At 58.6% G+C, this 3,005-nt stretch carries 3 protein-coding genes; 2 read left to right on the top strand and 1 reads right to left on the bottom strand.

The genetic code is table 11. The features are described from left to right. Window positions 1-365, top strand: a 365-nt coding sequence (locus A3764_RS16610) for an IS66 family transposase (protein ID WP_150122249.1), incomplete at its 5' end; no start/stop codon positions are given. Between the two features lie 472 nt (window positions 366-837). Beyond that, a complete protein-coding gene (locus A3764_RS16605; RefSeq protein ID WP_067267214.1) occupies window positions 838-1,899 on the top strand; it encodes a carbohydrate kinase family protein in 1,062 nt (353 codons plus the stop codon). 64 nt (window positions 1,900-1,963) lie between these two features. Here A3764_RS16605 and virB11 read toward each other — a convergent pair whose 3' ends face one another. Continuing rightward, window positions 1,964-2,902, bottom strand: a complete 939-nt coding sequence (gene virB11, locus A3764_RS16600; protein WP_172720912.1) for a P-type DNA transfer ATPase VirB11 — start codon at window positions 2,900-2,902, stop codon at window positions 1,964-1,966. Window positions 2,903-3,005 lie beyond the last annotated feature (103 nt).

Below are 3,005 nucleotides of genomic sequence, written 5' to 3'. Positions count from 1 at the left end.
AGGCGTGGGCCGAAGCCCAGTTGCTTCGTATTCCCGGCAAGGGCAACCTCGCCAAGGCGTTCCGCTACGGGCTGTCCCGCTGGCCGTCCTTCGAGCTGTTCCTCGAGGATGGACGCACCGGCATCGACAACAACCCCGCCGAGCGCGCCATGCGCCCAATCGGCATCGGAAGGAAGAACTGGCTCTTTGCCGGCTCGGACCGCGGCGGAGAAACCCTTGCCCGCGCCATGACACTCATCGAGACCGCGAAGATGAATGGGCTGGACCCGCAGGCTTGGCTCGCCGATCTGCTCGAGCGCATCCACGATCACAAGATCAATCGGCTCGGCGAACTGCTCCCGTGGAACTGGGCGCCCGACGCCTAAACCGCGGTATCAATCGGGCGGTTACAAAGAAGCCGCCCCTCGGGGCGGTTTTTTTGTGCCTAACGCTCAACCCGGCAGGGCAGGGGGGCAAGGCAGAACGCATTTGCGGTGTCTCAGAGCGCATTTGGGGTGTCGGAAGGCGGATTTGCAAATGTCGCGTATTGACCTAAGTCATTGGAATCATTAGGGTCGAAAAACGGCCAAGACGTAATTTAGATGTCGGACGTCACCGGTATCGGCGGGCACTGAGCGAACTTGGCGGTTGCAAGGCTTTCGTGTCACCATTATCTTCCAAGCTTTTATCGGTCGGCGCCTTGTTGGCGTGCTATGACCATAGGTACGGGGCTATCGCAGGAGATCGTATGTCAGTGGGTGTTTTGTATGTAGAAACAGCAGACTACTCCGATCCTGTCATAGAATCAGACACGGAGTACCAGCTCTCATCTATGTGGCTTCGTGGGGACTGGGAACGATGATCGACGACAAGAAACAGGAAGCCATCGGGTTACGGGCCATGGGAACAGGCTTCGTGGCCATGGATGTTGTGGAGGGCCTTGAGGCGACCTTTGCTTCGGCAGGCGGTTCGTGCGGGAATGTTATGGCCTTGTTGAGCTGGCTGGGTTGGGATTCGTTTCCTGTGGCGCGACTTGGATGTGATGAACCGGGAGACTTCGTTGTTCACGACCTTCAGTTCGACGGCGTTAAAACTGACTTTGTATGGCAAGAACAGTCGGTCTCCACGCCAGTTGTCGTTCAGAAATTCAAGGTAGATGCTGAAGGCCACAGGTCACATCGTTATGTGTTGACTTGCCCGGATTGCGGCGGTTGGCTTCCAAGGTTCAGATCAACGACGATCCGACAAATCCAGCCGGTATTGGATAGTGATTGCGTTCCCGATATCTTTTTCTTTGACCGCGTGTCTCCGAGCGCCCTGAAGCTTGCCTCTTGGGTACGCGAAAGTGGAGGTCTAGTCCTCTTTGAGCCGTCTTCCATAGGGGATGAGAGCCAATTTCAAAAGGCAATAGATGTTTGTCACGTCCTAAAGTTTGCCGAAGATAGGCTCGGTCACATCAATGAAATCCGTGATCTCACTGGGCCAAATCTCATCATTCAAACCTTAGGACCGCGAGGCTTGGAATTTCGCCTTGGCTGGGATTGGTTCGAACTTGATGCTTTCGAGGCGCCATATTTTCTTGATGCGGCAGGTTCAGGTGATTGGTGTACCGCAATACTGTTGAGTGAACTTGGCAACCAGGGCAGTATGAACCCTGTATCCTGGACGCCGAGGTTAATCTCTGACGCACTTCGAAGAGGGCAAGCGGCGGCGGCGTTGAACTGCGGATTTGAAGGTGCCCGTGGAGCGATGCAAGCAGCCGACAAGGATGCTTTCATGTTGGCGGTTTCAGACCTGATGGCCGGCAAGGAAACTTCAGTTGAAAGATTGACTGAGGGTAAGGCTGAGCCGCGAGTGAACCTGTGTTCGCTATGCAAGATTGTTCCGTTTTCGACGGGGAAAGATGCCGAAACCGCCTAAAGTACTATGACATCAGCAGTGCCCACGCATTATGGTTCCGGAGACCCAGTTCTGCTAACGAGCCTCAAGGCGGCGGCTGGTTTCTGCTTCCAGGCAGATAGAACTCAGTGATCCCCCGTTTGCCCTCGGCCCGCCCCAGCTGCACGATCACATCAATGGATTTCCGGATGTACTCCCGCACTTCAGCGAAGGTCAGCGGTGTGCCGGCCTGCAGCACCATGATCGCCAGCCGGTCGATGGCGAGTTCCGCGGTTTCGGCGTGGATCGTGGAGACCGACCCACCATGGCCAGTGTTGATGGCCTCGAGATAGGTCAGGGCCTCGGCCCCGCGCAACTCACCGACGATGATCCGGTCGGGGCGCATGCGGAGGGAGGCCTGAAGGAGGGCATTGGCGCTGCGTTGCGAACCGGTTCCGCGGTCGGCCAGGAGGGCGACGGTGTTCGGTTGGGCGGGGAATAGCTCGAAGGCGTCCTCGATGGTGATCAGGCGTTCGTGCTCAGTGATATGGGTCAGAAGATGGCGGGCGAAAGTGGTCTTGCCGGTCGAGGTGCCGCCGCTGATCAGGACGTTGAGCCGCGCCTCGACGAGGGTCTGCAGCGCGACCTCGAGGTTTTCTTCTGCGAGACTGGCGATGTTTTTCATCTTCTCGGCGCGGAGCGCATCGAGCGAGACGGCCTTGCCGAAGAGATAGGCCGGGGCGTAGTCCCGGACGCTGCCCGAGGCGAAAAGTCGGATGGTGATCGAGGCACCGCGGTCGATGGCGGGCGGCACGGCGACCTGGACCCGGAGGGGGCGGCCCGCATATTCCACCTTGCCGGACACGAGCGGGTTCTTTTCAGAGACGCGGGCCTTGGCGTCGCCGACGATGGTCTGGGCCATGTTGAGGGCGGTGGTGCGATCCACGGTCTGGCCTTCGTGGCGCATCGTGGCGTCGCCCGCGACCTCGAGCCAGACCTTGCCGTCCGGGTTGACCGCGATCTCGACCACGTCGTCGCGCCGCAGAAGGTCGCGGAACGGATCGAGATATCGCTCGAGATAGGAGGCTGGGCTTTCTGTCCGGGTCAATAAATCACCACATCCCGATCCACGAGCACGGTGACCGAGG

It is taken from the genome of Sulfitobacter sp. HI0129 (assembly GCF_001635395.1).
GTDB lineage: Bacteria > Pseudomonadota > Alphaproteobacteria > Rhodobacterales > Rhodobacteraceae > Sulfitobacter.
This window is presented reverse-complemented; position numbering and strand designations above follow the sequence as displayed.